Annotated in this window: 5 protein-coding genes; all 5 read right to left on the bottom strand. The window is 74.3% G+C overall.

Translation table 11 applies throughout. The features are described from left to right. Positions 1–16: 16 nt before the first annotated feature. Genes GA0070610_RS09965 through GA0070610_RS09945 form a run of 5 tightly spaced genes read right to left on the bottom strand, consistent with a single transcriptional unit; the run spans position 17 to position 15,753 of the window. On the bottom strand, positions 17–1,279 hold the full coding sequence (locus GA0070610_RS09965) for an MFS transporter (RefSeq protein WP_088999762.1): 1,263 nt from the start codon (positions 1,277–1,279) through the stop codon (positions 17–19). Then, positions 1,276–4,053 (bottom strand): non-ribosomal peptide synthetase, encoded by a 2,778-nt coding sequence (locus tag GA0070610_RS09960; protein WP_172896509.1) that lies wholly within the window; start codon positions 4,051–4,053, stop codon positions 1,276–1,278. Before GA0070610_RS09960 ends, GA0070610_RS09965 begins: the two co-directional genes overlap by 4 nt. Beyond that, entirely contained in the window at positions 4,050–8,675 is a 4,626-nt protein-coding gene (locus tag GA0070610_RS09955) for a non-ribosomal peptide synthetase (RefSeq protein WP_088999760.1), read from the bottom strand. Before GA0070610_RS09955 ends, GA0070610_RS09960 begins: the two co-directional genes overlap by 4 nt. Continuing rightward, complete coding sequence (locus GA0070610_RS09950; RefSeq protein ID WP_088999759.1) at positions 8,672–12,052, bottom strand: non-ribosomal peptide synthetase; 3,381 nt, start codon at positions 12,050–12,052, stop codon at positions 8,672–8,674. The genes GA0070610_RS09955 and GA0070610_RS09950 overlap by 4 nt, the downstream gene beginning before the upstream one ends. After that, a complete protein-coding gene (locus GA0070610_RS09945) occupies positions 12,049–15,753 on the bottom strand; it encodes a non-ribosomal peptide synthetase (RefSeq protein ID WP_088999758.1) in 3,705 nt (1,234 codons plus the stop codon). Before GA0070610_RS09945 ends, GA0070610_RS09950 begins: the two co-directional genes overlap by 4 nt. Position 15,754: the final 1 nt, after the last annotated feature.

Below are 15,754 nucleotides of genomic sequence, written 5' to 3'. Positions count from 1 at the left end.
TGCGTGTCTCCCCGTTTCAGTTGCTCGTAGTTGGCAGTTGGGTGAGCCGGCGGACCGGCGACGAGAGGGCCCAGATCACGGCGATCACCGACCCGAGCCCGCCGACCAGGAGCGCCGTGCGGACGGTCGTGGCCTCCCCGAGGAGTCCGCCGGCGAAGACGCCCACCGCCACCAGCCCGGAGGCGAGGAATCGATAGGTGGCGTTGACCCGGGCCAGCACGGCGCGAGGGGTGTACGCCTGCCTGATGCTGGTGATGAGGATGCCGCCGATGGTCCAGCCGAACCCCGCGACGGCGAAGACGGAGATCAACCAGGCCACCGCGACGGCCTTGTCGTCCGGGGTGAACGCCACCAGGATCAGCGGGACCGACGCCACCGCCGAGGACAGCACGATCGCCGGCCCGGGGCCGAGCATCGTGCTCAGCCTGGTCGCCACCATCGCCCCGACGAGACCACCGACGGCGGCGGCGGAGATGATCAGGCCCAGCAGCCCCGGGTTGAGGTCCAGGTCGCGCACCGCGAACAGCGGGAACAACGCGACCACCCACTGGCTGAACAGGTTGAACACGGCACCGACGCAGACCAGTGACCGCAGGAGCGGGTCGCCGAAGACCGCTCGCAGACCCCCTCTGACAGCGGCGACGGCGCCGGGGCGCGTCCCGTCGTCCGCCACCTCCTCCGCGACCCGCATCCGGGACAGGAAGCCGGCCGATACCAGGAAGCCACCGGCCTGGACGAGCAGCGTCACGGGCGCGGTGAGCCACTGGACGAGTACGCCACCCAGCCCCGGCCCACCCGCCTGGGCCACGGACGCCGACGCCTGGAGTCGGCCGTTGGCGGCCACGAGTTGCTCGTTCGGCACCACGCTGACCAGGACCGTGGCGTAGCAGACGTCGAACAGCACCGTCAGCGCGCCGAACAGGAACACCGCCGCGACGAGCAGCGGCATGCTCAGCAGGTCGGTCAGCGCGGCCGCCACGACGGCGAGCAGCAGGACGGCGCGGCTGAGGTCGGCGAAGACCATCAGCGGCAGTCGCCGGCGCCGCTCGCACCACGCCCCGATCCACAGCGACAGCAGGACGAACGGCAGCCAGCGGGCGCCGCCGATGAGCCCGATGTCGGCGGCGCTGGCGTTGAGGACCAGGATGGCCGCGAGCGGCAGCGCGATCTCGGTGATCTCGTACCCGAGCAGCGCGACCGACTGGCCGCTCCACAGCTTCAGGAAGTTGCCGTGTCTGGTCAGCGGCGCGGGGGTGGTGGCGACCGGTCCCTGCGTCATCGTGGTGCTCCGTTCGGTGCTGTGGGATTCGGCGCGGACGGTGGGGCGCCGGCCGTCGACCGGCCGGTCACCACCACCGCTGCCGCGGTCACGGCGGGATGGCCGACGAGGGCCGCTTCGATCTCCCCCAGTTCGACGCGGATGCCGCGGATCTTGATTTGCTCGTCGATCCGGCCGAGGTACTCCAGCGCGCCGTCCTCGGCCCGGAACCGGGCGCGGTCGCCGGTGCGGTACATCCGCGCGCCCGGCGTGCCCGCGTACGGATCGGGCACAAACCGCTCGGCCGTCGACGCGGGCGCGCCCAGGTAGCCACGGGCCAGTCCGGCGCCGCCGACGAACAGCTCGCCGGGCACCCCGGCGGGCGACGGCTGCAGGTGCCGGTCGAGGACGTAGGCGCGGGCGCCGGGGACGGGCCGGCCGATGGGCACGCCCGTTCCCCGACGCACCGGCGCGGTCACCCGGTGGCCCGTCGCGTCGACGCAGGTCTCGGTGGGGCCGTACAGGTTGTGGAACTCGTCGGCGTCCACGCCGGACAGCACGCGGGCGGCCAGGTCGCCGGTGAGGACCTCGCCGCCGGAGACGAGTCGGCGCAGGGACACCCCGGCGAACGCGCCGTCGCTGAGCAGGGCCGCGAGGAGCGTGGGCGTGAAGCCGGCCACGGTCACCCCGTGCCGCCGCAGCAGGTCGTTCACGTGCGCCGCGTCGGCCTCCCGCCCGTGCTGCACGGTCACCACCGTGCCGCCGCCGGTCAGCGGGGCGAAGATCTCCCAGAGCGCGGCGTCGAAGGTGACGTGACTGGACTGCAACATCACCAGCCGGTCGGTCGGGCCGTCGAGGTCGTGCTCCCAGCCGCAGCGGCCGACCAGTGCGCCGTGGCTGACCAGGACGCCCTTGGGGCGCCCGGTCGATCCGGAGGTGTAGAGCACGTAGGCGAGGCTCTCCGGGGTCGCCCGGCCGGCCGGGTTCCCGGGCGGGACCTCGCCGGGGACGGCGGCCGGGGGGTCGTCGTCGACCAGCAGCATCACGGCCGAGGTCGCCGCCCGCACCCGTTCGGCGGACCGGCGATCGGTGATCACCGCGGCCACGGCCGTCTCGTCGAGGATGTGCCGCAGCCGCTGTGTCGGGTGGGTCGGGTCCAGGGGCACGAAGGCGCCGCCGGCCTTGAGGGTGGCGAGGGCGGCGCCGATGAGTTCCGCGCCGCGCTCCAGGCAGAGGCCGACCGGGCGCTCGGCGCCCACCCCGAGCGCCATGAGCCGGTGCGCCGTCCGGTTGGCGGCGGCGTTGAGTCCGGCGTACGTCCAGGACCGGCCGGCGTCCACCACCGCGACCGCGTCGGGGGTGCGCTCGGCGTGCCGTTCCACCAGCTCGTGCAGGCAGGGTCGCGGTGCGCCGGGCGTACCCGTCGCGATCCGCGCCGCCCCCGTCGCCGGCGGACGGCCCCGAGCCCATCTGGTGAGGATCAGGGTCCGCTCGTCCGCGGACAGCATGTCGAGCCGGGTGACCGGCCGGTCCGGGTGCGCCGCCGCCGAGGTGGCGAGGTTGCCGAGGTGCCGGGCCATCCGGGCCACGGTGGACGGCGCGAACCGCGCGGCGGGGTAGACCAGCTCGGCGACGCCCCGGCCCTCCTGCCCGGCGACGAGGTTCAGCTCGCCCTCCGTCGGTGTGCTCCCGGCATCGAGCAGCTCGATCCGCCAGCCCGCGACGGCGGGCAGCGGATCCGGCCGGGCCGGGGTGTGGCGCACCTGGACGTACGGGTCCGTCTCGATCGGCAGGTCGGGCCGCAGCCGTGGGAGCAGCCAGTCGTACGGCACGCGGCCGTGGCGCTCCACGTCGTCGAGGGCCGCGCGGGTCAGGCGCAGGACCTCGGGCAGAGCGGCGGCGGCCGGGACGTCCAGGCAGAGGATGGCGGTGTCCTCGAACGGGCCGACCGCCTCCTGCCCGAGGTCGGTGCGCAGATCGACGGGAATCCCCATCGTCACCTGCGTCGTACCGGCGTAGCGGGCGAGCAGCACCGCGAACAGCGCCAGCAGTTCGGTGCCCGGTCCGGCCCCCTGCGACGAGCGCCGGAGCGAGGTGAGTGCCGCCGCGGGGACCGACAGCCGGTGCGCCCCACGCGCGGCGTCGACCGGCCCCGGCCGGTCCGCGGGCAGGGACGTGCGCTCGGGTACCCCGGCCAACCGGGCACGCCAGAACCACAACCGTTCCTCGGCCCGGCCGTCGGCCGACCACGCCGCGTCGTACGCGCCACCGTCGGGCGGGGCCGGCACCGGCGCGCCGGACAGCAGCGCCCGGTGGGTCTGGCCGAGCCGGCCCAGCAGCACCGACAGGGACCGGCGGTCGGCGACCACCCGGTGCGCCGCCAGCGTCAGCACGTGGTCGTGCGCCGCCAGGCGCGACAGGCCCAGCCGCAGGTTCGGCCCCACGGCCGGGTCGATCGGCGCCAGCAGGTCGCGCCGCGCCCGGGCCAGGGCCGTGGGGAGCGCCGCTGGCCGTACGCCGAGGTCCCGCTCCTCGAAGGCGAGGCTGTGGGCGACCGGCCCGAGGTCGGCGGGTTCTCCCCCCGTCAGCCCGTACGCGGTGTTGAGCACCGGGTACGCGGCGACCGTACGGTGGGCGGCCTCGCGCAGGACGGCGGCGTCGAGGTGACCGTGGATCCGCACCGCCAGACCGACGGTGCTCACGCCGCCACCGGCCCGCGTCGCCGCCTCGGCGCGCAGCCAGCGCCCGCGCTGGGGCTCGTCGAGCAGCCGCGTCGTGTCGGTCGGGTACCTCACCGGGCACCACCGATCCCGCGGAGCAGGTGCGACAACCGGACGTCGGGGTCGGCACACGCCTGCCGGAGGACGCGCAGGACGTCCGAGGCGATGTCCTCGGCGGTCGCGACGTCGAACAGGTCCACGTTGTAGACCAGCTGGCACTCCAGCTCCTCGGCCCCCTCCCAGACGATGAACGACAGGTCGTAGCGTGCGACGTCCTCGTCCGAGCCGATCGGCGTCAGCCGCAGGTCACCGACCTCGAGCTGGTCCTCCGTACGGTTGATCAGGTTGAACATGACCTGGAAGACGGGGGTGTGCCGGGCGCCACGCGGCGGCTTCAGCTCCCGGACCAACCGCTCGAACGGGATGTCCTGGTGCTGGTAGGCGCCGAGGGCGGTCTGCCGGACGCGGTCGAGCACCTCCCCGAAGGGCGGGTCCCCGTCCAGGCGGGTACGCAGCACGAGGGTGTTGACGAAGAAGCCGATCAGCGGCTCGATCTCCGGGCGGGTCCGGTTGGCCACCGGCGTACCCACGATCACGTCGGTGGTGTCCGCGCGCGCGGCCAGGACCACGTCGAAGGCCGCCAGCATCACCATGTACAGCGTGACGTCGTGCCGCCGCCGCAGCTCGTCCACGCCGCGGACCAGCTCGGCGGGGACCCGGAACGTGAGGGAGGCGCCGGCGAAGGTCTGTTGCGCCGGCCGGGGACGGTCGGTGCGCAGCGGCAGCACCGGCGGCGCCCCGCCCAGGCGGTCGCGCCAGTAGCCGAGCTGGGTCTCCAGGCGCGTGCCGTCGAGCAGTCGCCGCTGCCACTGCGCGTAGTCGGCGTACTGGACGGGGAGGTCGGGCAGCTGTGCCGGCCGTTGGTGCGTCGACGCGTCGGCGAGCACGAGGAACTCGTGGGCGAAGGCCCGCAACGACCACGCGTCGCACACGATGTGGTGCATGACGATGATCAGGACCGCTGATTCGTCGCTCAGGCGCACGAACCGGACCCGCAGCAGCGGCCCGGTGGCGAGGTCGAACCCGGTGGCCGACTCCTCGTCGAGGACGCGACGCACGGCGGCGTCCTGCTCCGCGGCGGGGAGCCCGCGCACGTCCTCCACGCCGACCAGCGGCGCCGCGACCGGGTCGACGACCTGCGCCGCCACGCCCCGTACCGTCGGGAAGCGGGTGCGCAGCACCTCGTGCCGCTCGACGATGGTGCCCACGGCCTGCCGCACCGTGTCCGGCGCGACGCGGCCCCGCAGCTCGAAGGCCGAGCGGACGTTGTACGCGCCCAGCGTCGGGCGTAACTGCTCGAAGAACCACAGGCGCTGCTGCGCGAAGGACAACGGCAGGTCCTGGTCCCGGTCGACCGGGACCAGGGGCGGTTCCGCGTCGCCGGCCGGCGCGGCGCCCGGGTCGCCGAGGGCCGCGGCGAGTCCACGGACCGTGGGTCGCTCGAACAGCAGGCGCAGGGGCACCTCCTCGGCGAGCGTCTGCCGCACCATGTTGACCAGCCGGGTGGCCACCAGCGAGTGCCCGCCGATGTGGAAGAAGTTGTCGTCGCGGCCGATGCGCTCCACGGGCAGGTCGAGAACCGAGGCCCACATGGCGGCGAGGGCACACTCCACCGTGCCCTCCGGCGCGGCCCGCCGGGGCGTGTCCGCCGCCGACACCTCGACCGGGAGCGCGGCCCGCCGGACCTTGCCGCTGGGCGTCATCGGCAGCTCGTCGAGCACCCCGATCCGCGTCGGCACCATGTGCTCGGGGAGGGTGTCGCGCAGGTGCTGCCGCAGGCTCTCGACATCGCACGACCCGTCGCGGGGCACGACGAAGGCCACCAGCGCACGCCCGCCCGACGGCTGCTCCCGGTCGACGACCACGCTCTGCTCCACCGCGGGGTGCCGGTTCAGCGCCGCCTCGATCTCGCCCGGCTCGATACGGAATCCACGGATCTTGACCTGGTCGTCGGTCCGGCCCAGATAGTCGAGTTCCCCGTCGGCCCGGAAGCGCACCAGGTCGCCCGTGCGGTACAGCCGTCCGCCGGGCAGGACGCCGAAGGGATCCGGCAGGAACCGCTCCGCCGTCTCCCCGGGCAGCCCCAGGTAGCCGCGGGCCAGGCCGATGCCGCCCACGTACAGCTCGCCCGGCACGCCGACCGGCACGGGATCGCGGTGCCGGTCCAGGACGTACAGCCGCATGTTGGACAGGGGGCGTCCGATCGGCACGCTCGACAGCCCGGCGCCCGGCACCAGGGTGTGGTGGCTGACGTCCGCGGAGACCTCGGAGGTGCCGTACAGGTTCATCAGAACGACCCCCGGCAGCACGGTGGCGAACCGCTCGGCCAGGTCCGCCGGCAGCGCCTCGCCGCTGGTGAACACGTACCGCAGGTCGGGCAGGCGGCGGCGCAGGTCGACGCCGGCCAGCAGCTCGCGCAGCAGGGACGGCACGACCACCAGGCGGGAGATGCGGGCGGCGCCCATCGCGTCGACGAAGCGGTCCACGTCGAGCACCACGTCGTTGGGGAAGACGACCACCGGCGCACCGCTGAGCAGGGGGGCGAGGATCTCCCACACGACGTCGAGGAAGTTCAGCGAGACCCGCTGGGCCATCACCTCACCGGCCTCGAACGGGGTGTGCCGCAGCAGCCACCAGACGCAGTTCACCATCCCGCGCTGGCTGCCCAGCACGCCCTTGGGCCGGCCGGTCGAGCCCGACGTGTAGGTGACGTAGGCCAGGTCGTCCGGTGAGCCGGCGCGGACCGGCCCGGTGCCGTCGAGCCGGTCGATCGCCTCCGCGTCCCGGTCGAGCAGGACCGCCCGGACGCCCTGCGCGACGGGCAGCCGCGCCAGCTGCCCGGTGCGGGTCACCAGCAGGGTGGCGGCGGTGTCGTCGAGGATGAAGCGCAGCCGCTCCTGCGGGTAGCCCGGGTCCAGCGGCACGTAGGCGGCGCCGGCCTTGAACACCGCCAGCAGCGCCACGACCATCTCGACGCCGCGCTCCAGGCAGATGCCGACCAGCACGTCCGGTCCCGCGCCGAGGCCGACGAGGTGACGGGCGAGCCGGTTGGCCCGGGCGTCGAGCTCGGCGAACGTGACCGACTCCGCGTCGACGAGCGCGACCCGGTCGGGCGTACGGGCCACCTGCTCCTCGAAGAGCTGGTGCAGGCAGCGGTCCTGCGGGTACGGCGCGTCGGTGTCGTTCCACTCGTGCAGCACCCGGTGCCGCTCCGCCGCGCCCATCATCGGCAGCTCCCGCAGTCGGGTCTCCGGCGCGGTGACGGCGGCGGCGAGCAGGGCACGGAAGTGGCCGGCCAGCCGCTCGACGGTCGGGGGATCGAACAGGTCCGTGCTGTACTCGATGCGCCCGGTGAGCCCGTCGGGGCCGTCGGCGCAGAGCAACGTCAGGTCGAACTTGGCCGTGTCGTCGTCGACCTCCACCGGCTCCGCCGGCTCGCCCAGGACGCGGTCCGCGGCGGCCTGACCGTCGTCGTAGGCGAACATCACCTGGAACAGCGGATGGACGCTGAGGTCGCGCTCGGGGCTCAACTCCTCGACCAGCCGTTCGAAGGCGAGCTCCTGATGCTCGTAGGCGTCCGTCGCGGTCGTGCGCACCGCGTCCACCAGGGCGGTGAACGTGTCCCCGTCGTGCACCCGGGTACGCAGCAGCAGCGTGTTGACGAACGGGCCGATCAGCGGTTCCAGCTCGCGCCGGGAGCGGTTGGCGACCGGGGTGCCGACCACCACGTCGTCCGTGTCGGCGTAGCGCGCCAGCACCGTCACGAAGGCCGCCAGCAGCACCATGAACGGGGTGGCGCCGCGCTGCCGGGCCACCTCACGCAGCCGGTGCGCCGTCGGCGCCTCGACGGGGAAGGCCACGGTCGCGCCCCGGTGGGAGGGTCGGCTCGGCCGGGGCCGGTCGGTGGGCAGGCGCAGGACGGCGGGCGCCCCCGCCATCCGGGCCCGCCAGTGCTCCAGCAGCCGGTCGAGGTGCCGCCCGTGCTGCCGCTGCCGTTCCCAGACGGCGTAGTCGCCGTACTGGATCTCCAGGGGCGGCAGGTCCGGGACCCGGCCGAGCCGCATCGCGTCGTAGCACGACGTCAGCTCCGCGAGCAGCACCCGCAGCGACCAGCCGTCGCAGACGATGTGGTGGGTGGTGACCCCGAACAGCCACTGCCCGTCGTCGAGGCGGACCAGCCGCAGCCGCAGCAGGGGGCCCTTCGCCAGGTCGAAGGGAAGCCGTGCGTCCTCGGCGAAGAGCGCGGCGGCCTCCGACACCGAACGGCCCGTCACGGCGGCCTCGTCGACCGCGAACACGGGCGGCAGGTCGGGCAGGACGACCTGCACCGGATCGCCGTCGACCCGGCGGATGACGGTACGCAGCGCCTCGTGGCGGCGTACCACCTCGTCGGTCGCCCGGCGCAGCGTCGCCGCGTTGACGCGGCCCCGTAGCCGCAGGATGGTACGCACCGCGTAGGCGCTGGTGGTCGGCGCGAGCTCCGCGGTCAGCCACAGGCGCTGCTGCGCGAAGGAGAGCGGCACCGGCGCGGCGGGATCCGGGCGGGGCGTGATCCGGTTCGTCGTCCGGGTCACCCCGCGCTCGGCGAGCAGCCGCTCGACGAGGACGCGTCGTCGATCCTGGTCTGTGGTGGTCATGGCAGCTTCTCCCCCTCGACCTCGCCGCCGGTGGCAGCGGTGAGTCCACGCTCGACCCCTTCGGCGCTCATCGAAGCGACCTCCAGCACCGTGGCGGAGACGAGGTCGGCGACGTCCTCCCCCAGCTGGTCGGCGAGCAGCGCGGCGAAGCCGGCCGGCGTCGGATGCTGGAACACCCGCTTGAGCCCGAGTTCGGTCCCGTACGCGTCGTTGATCATGGAAATCAGCCGGGTGGCCAGCAGGGAATGCCCGCCCAGGTCGAAGAAGCCGTCGTGCACGCCGATCTGCGGCGCGTCGAGGTCGAGCACCTCCGCCCAGAACCCGGCGAGCAGTCGCTCGGTGGCGGTACGCGGCGCCACCGGCACGCTGCCGAGATCCGGCCGGGACCGCTCCGGGGCTGGCAACGACTGCCGGTCGACCTTCCCGCTGGGGGTCAGCGGGAACTCCGGCAGCACCACGTACGAGGACGGCACCATGTATTCCGGGAGGATCTGCCGTACGCTGCGGCGCACCTCCCCGACCGACGGCCCGTCCTCGCTGACGCCGGTGAGGTAGGCGACGAGCCGGCGGTCGCCCGGTGCGAACTCGTGCACCGCCGTCACGGCCTGCCGCACGCCGGGTGCCTCCACCAGGGCGGCCTCGACCTCGCCCAGCTCCACCCGGAAGCCCCGGATCTTGGCCTGCTGATCGGCCCGGCCGAGGAACTCCACCACCCCGTCGGGCAGGTACCGCGCCAGGTCCCCCGTCCGGTACCAGCGCCCTCCGGGCTGCGTGGCGTACGGATCGGGCAGGTACCGCTGCGCGGTCAGGTCCGGACGGTGCAGGTAGCCGCGCCCCACCGCCGTGCCGCCCAGGTAGACCTCGCCGACGACGCCCTGCGGCACCGGACGCAGGTGCCGGTCCACGATGTACAGGGTCGAGTTGGAGATCGGCCGCCCGATCGGCACGTGCGACGGCCACGCCTCACCGGGAAGCATGGTGTGCCCGGTGGCGACGTGCGTCTCGGAGGGGCCGTAGTGGTTGTGCAGCACGCACCCGGGCAGCGCCGCGAACATCTCCCGCACCATGGGCGTCAGTTCCAGCTGCTCCGCGTTGGAGACCAACTCGCGGAGCCGGGGCAGCGCGGGCCGGCGGCGGGCGTACTCCTCGGCGAGGGGGTGGAACATCGCCGCCGGCAGCACCGCCCGTTCGATGCCCTCCTCGGCCAGCGCCCGCAGCACGCCCGCCGGCGACAGGTCGTCCCGGTCGCCGATCATCACCACCTGACCGCCGCTGTACCAGGTGAAGAACAGGTCGGCGAAGCTGGCGTCGAAGCTCAACGAGGAGAACTGGAGGATGCGCGCCCGGGGGCGCAGTACGCGCCCGTACCAGGCGAGCAGGTTGACCAGCGCGCGGTGCTGCATCATCACGCCCTTGGGGCGGCCGGTCGACCCGGACGTGTAGATCACGTAGGCCAGGTCGTCCGGGCGCGCGGCGGGCGGCAGGTCGCCGTCCGGCAGCGCGTCGAGGGCGTCGTCCAGGGTGTCCATGTCGAGGGTACGGACCTCGGTCGTGATCTCGGCCAGCGCCGGCAGCAGGGCGGAGCGGGTGACCACGACGGTGGCCGCCGAGTCGGTGAGCATGTGGCCCACCCGCTCGGCCGGATAGGTCGGGTCCAGCGGCACGTAGCCGGCGCCGGCCTTGAGGGTGGCCAGGATGGCCACCGCCGCGTGCAGCGACTTGTCCAGGAAGATTCCGACCAGTCGGTCCGGCCCGGCGCCGTGCCGCAGCAGCAACCGGGCGAGCTGGTTGGCCCGGGCGTTGAGCTGCCGGTAGGTCAGGGACCCGGCACCACAGCTGACCGCGGTCAGCTCCGGCGTACGGGCGACCTGCGCCTCGACGAGCTGGGCGAGGCACGTGTCGGCGGGGAACTCGGCGACGGTGTCGTTGTGCCCGCGCAGCAGCCGGTGCTCCTGGTCGGCGGTGAGCAACGGCAGCCGGTCCACCGGCCGGTCCGGCTCGGCGACCGCTGCCGCGACGAGGGTGACGTAGCTGTCGGCGATGCGTTGCGCGCTCGACCGGTCGAACAGGTCGGTGCTGTACTCGATCCGGCCGACGATCTCGTCGCCGAGGCTCTCCAGCGACAGCGTCAGGTCGAACTTGGCGGTCGTGGTGTCCGGATCCGTCGCCGTCAGCGAGGCCGCGCCGAGCCGGCGTGCGCCCGCCGGCGCGTTCTGCAGCACGAACAGCACCTGGATCAGCGGGTTCACGCTCAGGTCGCGTTCGGGGCTCAGCTCCTCGACCAGCCGCTCGAACGGCAGGTCCTGGTGTTCGAACGCGTCCAGCGCGGTGGCCCGCACGCCGTCGAGCAGGTCGGCGAAGGACGACCCGCCCGCGACGGCCGTACGCAGCACCAGCGTGTTGACGAAGAAGCCGACCAGCGGTTCGAGCGCGGTGTGCCGGCGGTGCCCGACGGGGGTGCCGACGACGACGTCCGCACTGCCGCTGTAGCGGGCGAGCAGCGCCTTGAACCCGGCGAGCAGCAGCATGAACGGGGTGACCTGGCGCTGCTTGCAGACGGCCTGGATCTGCCGCACCACGTCCGGGGGCAGCACGAGCGGAACCGTCGCACCCCGGAACGACTGCACCGCAGGCCGGGGGCGGTCGGTGGGGAGCTGGAGCACCGTCGGGGCACCGGCCAGGCGGCCGCGCCAGTGCGCGAGCAGCCGGTCGAGGCCGGGCCCCCGCAGCTGCTCCCGCTGCCAGATCGCGTAGTCCGCGTACTGCACCGGCAGCTCCGGCAACCGCGGCGCGTCACCGGCGGCGAGCGCCGAGAAGGCGGCCGACAGCTCGTCGACGAGGACGTCCAGCGACCAGCCGTCGCAGATGATGTGGTGCATGGTCAGGCAGAGCCGCCAGTCCGCGGCGTCCAGACGGATCAGCCGCAGGCGCAGCAGCGGCCCCCGCTCCAGGTCGAACGGCACCGCCGCCTCGTCGGCCGCCAGCTTGCGGGCGGCCTCGGAGCGGCCCGGCTCGGCCACGGCACGCAGGTCGTCGTGCCGGATCGGCACCGGCATGTCGGGCCGCACCACCTGGACGGGTTGCCCGTCCTGCCGGCGGAACACGGTGCGGAGGATCTCGTGTCGCGCGACCACGGTCCGCACGGCCCGGTCGAGCAGGTCGGCGTCCAGGTCGCCGGCGACCTGGAAGACCACGCTCGCGTTGTAGGCGGCGGCGTCCGCGTCGAGCTGGTCGAGGATCCACAACCGTTGCTGGCCGAACGACAACGGCAGCGGCTGCGTCCCCGCCGGTCGGCGCCGGATCGGCTGCTCGCCGGTGCTGTCGCCGGCAAGCAACCGGCGCATGAGCTCGCGGCGCGCGTTGGACGGTTCCGTCACGACGACTCCTCCTCCGTGGTCGGTCCAAGTCGGCTCAGCCACTGCGCGGCCTCGTCGTCCGACAACGCGCTGACCAGGTCGATCACCTGCTCCTCCACGGCCGTCGCCAACTCGGCGGGCGTGGGGTGGTCGAACAGACGCCCGAGGGGCATCTCGACTCCGAAAGATCCGGCGATCCGGGCGTTCAACCGCGCCGCCAGCAGCGAGTTCCCGCCGAGATCGAAGAAGCTGTCGTGCACGCCGATGCGCTCCACGGGCACGTCCAGCGCCTGCGCCCACAGCGCGACGAGGCGTCGCTCGGTGGGGGTACGCGGCGGCGTGCGGTCGTGCCCCACGGTGTCGTACCGCTCCGGCGCGGGCAGCGCCCGCCGGTCGACCTTGCCGCTGGGCAGCAGCGGAAGGGCGGCCAGCACGACGTACGCGGTGGGCACCATGTAGTGCGGCAGCCGGGAGCGCAGGTACCGGCGCAGTTCGGCGGTGTCGGGGGCGTCCCCCGTCAGGTACGCCACGAGGTGCCGCTCGGCGGCGGGTTCCCCGTGCAGCAGGACGACGGCGTGCCGCACCGCGGGATGCCCCTGGAGTACCGCCTCGATCTCGCCCAGCTCGACCCGGTAGCCGCGGACCTTGACCTGGTCGTCGCGGCGCCCGACGAAGCGGATGTCGCCGTCCGGGTCGCGTCGCGCGAGGTCCCCGGTGCGGTACAGGCGCGCGCCCGGCTCGTCGCTGAAGGGGTCGGGCACGAACCGCTCGGCCGTGAGGTCGGGGCGGTGCAGGTAGCCACGGGCCAGCCCGAGGCCGCCGATGTACAGCTCCCCGAGTGCGCCGGGGGGCACCGGCCGGCCGCGCTCGTCGAGCAGGTGCACGGTGGTGTTCCCGGCCGGCCGGCCGATCGGCGCCGCGTCGCTGCCCGGTAGGGGCCGGGGCACCGGGAAGGCGGTGGCGTCGATGCACGCCTCGGTCGGGCCGTAGAGGTTGTGCAGGTCGGCGGGGACCGCGGCGTGGACCTGGGCGACGAGGTCTGCGGGGAGCGCCTCCCCACCGGCGACCAGGCAGCGCAGCCCACGGGCCCCGGCGAAGGCGTCGGTCGCCAGCAGCAGGCGCAGCTTCGACGGCACCGCCTGGAGCACGGTGACCCCGCCGGCACGCAGGGAGTCCGCCACCGCCCGCAGGTCGTCGTCGGCGCCGTGCGGGAGCAGGACCAGCCGGGCCCCGGCCGCCAGGGTGCCGACGATCTCCCAGACCGAGGGGTCGAACGAGGCCGCGAACGTCTGCAGGACCGCGTCGTCGGCGCCCAGCCCGAGGTATCCGTTGCGCCAGGTCACCTCGGCGCAGAGGGAGCGGTGGCTGACCATCACGCCCTTGGGGACGCCGGTGGAGCCGGACGTGAACAGCGCGTACGCCAGGTGGTCCGGGTCCACGGCCGGCAGCGCGCCGGCGAAGGGCGGCGGCTCGTGCGCGGGGTCCGCGGCGGGTGACACCACCTCGGTGCCGGGTGGCGCCTCGACGGTGTCGCCGATCACCAGGGCCGGCCGCGCCTGCCGCAGAGCCGCCGCCACCCGGGACGCCGGCTGGCTCGGGTCCACCGGCAGGTAGGCCGCGCCCGACTTCAGCACGGCGAGCAACGCCACGACGAGTTCCACCCGGTGCACGCCGACGGCGACGAGCCGGTCGGGACCGGCGCCGCGGGCCAGCAGGCGTCGGGCCAGCGCGTCGGCCCGGGCGTCCAGCTCGGCGTACGTGAGGCTCTCGGCCCCACAGACGACGGCGACCCGGTCACCGGCGCTGCGGGCCCGCTCCTCGATCAGCTGGTGGACGCACCGGTCGTGCGGGTACGCCGCCACGGTGTCGTTCGCGTCGTGGACCAGCGCCTGCCACTCGGTGCCGCTGAGCGCCGGCAGGTCTGCCGTCGCCACCTCCGGGACGGTCGCCAGGGTGGCGAGGATCTCGCGGTAGAGGTCCACCAGCACCCGCATCGAGTCGGGCCGGAACAGGCCGGTGTCGTACTCGAGGCGGCCGACGAGGTGGCTGTCGACCTCCTCCATCGACATGACCAGGTCCGTGCCGCCGGTGCCGGAGGTCACCTCGTACGGGCCGAAGTCGTGCCCGCCGGCGACCGGCACGGCGTTCTGGAGGGCGAACATCGCCTGGAACAGGGCCGGCTCCGTCGCTCCGGCGCGGCTCAGCTCCGCCACCAGCCGCTCGAAGGGCAGCTCCTTGTGGTTGAAGGCGTCCAGCGTGACCTGACGGACGTGGGCGAGCAGGTCGCGCAGGGGTGCCGCGGGCTCGACGGTCATCCGTAGGACCACCGTGTTGACCAGGAAGCCGATGAGCGGCTCGGTCTCGCGCGCGTCCCGGTCGGCCACCGGCGTGCCGACCAGGATGTCGCGTTCTCCCGACCGACGGGCCAGCAGCGCCGCGAAGCCGGTCAGCAGGAGCATGTAGAGGGTGACGTCGTGGTCCTGGCAGACGGACCGCAGCCGTCGGGTGAGCGCCGCGCTGATCGTGAAGTCGACGGTGCCGCCGGTGTAGTCGCGCGTCGGGTCGGGCGCGTCGGTGGGGACGAGGGGCCGGACCGGCGCGTCGGCCAGCAGCCCGCGCCAGTGGGTGAGCAGCCGGTCGAGCCGCGGGCCGTCCAGCCGCTCCCGTTGCCAGGCGGCGTAGTCGCCGTACTGCACGGGCAACGGCGGCGGCACCGCCGCGCCCGCGTCGGTGCGGTGGTACGCGTCGGCCAGCTCACGGACCAGCAGCTCCAGCGACCAGCCGTCGCAGACGATGTGGTGCAGGGTCAGCGACAGCCAGGTGTCGTCGTCGGCGACCCGGATCAGGTCGACCCGCAGCAGCGGCCCGTGCCGCAGGGAGAAGGGCGTCTCCGCCGCTCGCTCGACGATCGCGCGGGCGGCCCCGAGAGCCCGCCCCGCCCGGGGGTCGCGGACGTCGTGCGCGGTCGGCAGGATCCGCAGATCCGGCTCGACCTGCTGGTACGGCACCCCGTCCGTGTCGCCGAACCGGCTGCGCAGCGCCTCGTGCCGCCGCACCACGTCGTCGACGGCGACCGTCAGTCGCTTCTCGTCCAGCACCTGGCCGGTGCGGGACACCGCGTTGACGACGTAGGCGGCGGTGCCGGGACGCGCCTGCTCGAACAGCCAGAGCCGCTGCTGCCCGAAGGAGAGCGGACGGCGGTCCCCGCCCGACCGGGGTACCGGCGCCGAACGGGGCTGCATCCCGGCGGGCGCCAGCCCGGCCGCGTCGCCGATCAGCGCCGCCTGACGGGCGAGCGTCGGATGTTCGAAGACGGTCCGGACGGTGACCGCGCTGCCGGCGAACTCCCCCAGCCGCCCCGCGAGCCGCATGGCCGCGAGGGAGTGCCCGCCGAGCGCGAAGAAGTCGTCGTCGCGTCCCACCTGCTCGGCCGGCACGCCGAGCACCTCGCCCCAGACCTGCGCCAGGCGGGACTCCAGGGCGCCGACCGGGGCGCCACGTCCGCCATCGCCGGTGGGCCGGGGGGCCGGTAGGGCACGGCGGTCGATCTTGCCGCTGGCCGTCGTCGGGAGCGCGTCGAGCAGCACGAAGCTGGACGGGATGAGCGGGGCGGGTAGCCGTCCGGCGAGGAACCGCCGGACCTGCGCCTCGTCCAGCGCGGCGTCCGACGTCGCGAGGTACGCCACGAGCTGCTCCGGGCCGCGCCCGCTGCTGCCGGTCATC

It is taken from the genome of Micromonospora echinofusca (assembly GCF_900091445.1).
GTDB lineage: Bacteria > Actinomycetota > Actinomycetes > Mycobacteriales > Micromonosporaceae > Micromonospora > Micromonospora echinofusca.
The sequence above is the reverse complement of the archived record's forward strand: the minus strand, read 5'-3'. Positions and strand labels throughout refer to the sequence as shown.

Coding starts and splice junctions, on each gene's coding strand:
- GA0070610_RS09945 (WP_088999758.1), bottom strand. CDS start 15,753: ATGACCGGCAGCAGCGGGCGCGGCCCGGAGCAGCTCGTGGCGTACCTC.
- GA0070610_RS09955 (WP_088999760.1), bottom strand. CDS start 8,675: ATGACCACCACAGACCAGGATCGACGACGCGTCCTCGTCGAGCGGCTG.
- GA0070610_RS09965 (WP_088999762.1), bottom strand. CDS start 1,279: ATGACGCAGGGACCGGTCGCCACCACCCCCGCGCCGCTGACCAGACAC.